This window comes from Bradyrhizobium sp. 142, from assembly GCF_023074015.1.
In the GTDB taxonomy this organism is placed as follows: domain Bacteria; phylum Pseudomonadota; class Alphaproteobacteria; order Rhizobiales; family Xanthobacteraceae; genus Bradyrhizobium.
Genome location: NZ_JADPKQ010000444.1, coordinates 1 through 863, shown reverse-complemented (window position 1 = coordinate 863; position 863 = coordinate 1). Strand labels below are relative to the sequence as shown.

At 61.9% G+C, this 863-nt stretch carries 2 pseudogenes; one reads left to right on the top strand and one right to left on the bottom strand.

The window, feature by feature from the left end:
- Positions 1 to 459 (top strand): annotated as a pseudogene (locus IVA82_RS40545) (hypothetical protein); the annotation flags it as partial.
- 55 nt (positions 460 to 514) lie between these two features.
- Here IVA82_RS40545 and IVA82_RS40540 read toward each other — a convergent pair.
- Positions 515 to 757 (bottom strand): annotated as a pseudogene (locus IVA82_RS40540) (IS256 family transposase); the annotation flags it as partial.
- Positions 758 to 863 lie beyond the last annotated feature (106 nt).

The window sequence follows — 863 nt, the reverse complement described above, 5'->3', positions numbered from 1 at the left end:
GAGATGAATCTTCAGCTGCACCACGTCGTCGCCGACATCACCGGCGCGACCGGCCTGCGTATCATACGCGCGATCCTTGCCGGCGAGCGCGATCCTGAGACGCTGGCGTGCTTGCGCCATTACAGCTGCCACTCCAGCGCCGAGACGATCGCGAAGGCGCTCACCGGAAGCTACCGCGCCGAGCATCTGTTTGCGCTCGAGCAGGCCCTTGCGCTTTACGACGCCTACCACGAGAAGGCATCTGCCTGCGACGCCCGGATCGAAGCCGTATTGAAGGAACTGAGGCTCCACCGCGGTCATGGCCATGGACCAGCCCCGCGAGTCTCGCGGCGTCGGAATCGAACCGATCAGGCGAACGCTCCAGCTTTTGACGTCCGCGAGGCGCTGTTCGCTGCTCGGAAAGGACATCACCACTATCGACGGCCTCGGTCCTTACCTCTCGCTGAAGCTGATCGCTGAATGCGGCGACGACCTCTCTTGAGCTATCGCCAAATTTTGGTGACGGCCGGGCCGGTCAGGCGGCGGCGGTTTTGGGCTGACGGTCGGTCGGCTTGGCGATGACCTCGATCCCGTTGTTGAATGTCACACCGAGAACGAGTTTTGGCAACTGGTGGTGGCCATCGAGACGACGCCAATTTTTCTGGGCGCCTTCGACCAGTTTGAAGACCATCGCGAGCGCTGTCTTGTTGGATAGACAGCCCTTCGATCGGATCGTGCGGTGGCGCACGGTGGCGAAGGTGCTTTCGATGGGGTTGGTAACCGGTATGAGATGTCTCGGTGCCAACGTTCCGCTGCGATTTTCTGCATCGTGGCGTATGGTGCGACCATCGGGACAGAGGCACCGGGAGCACGATGTGCGGGCA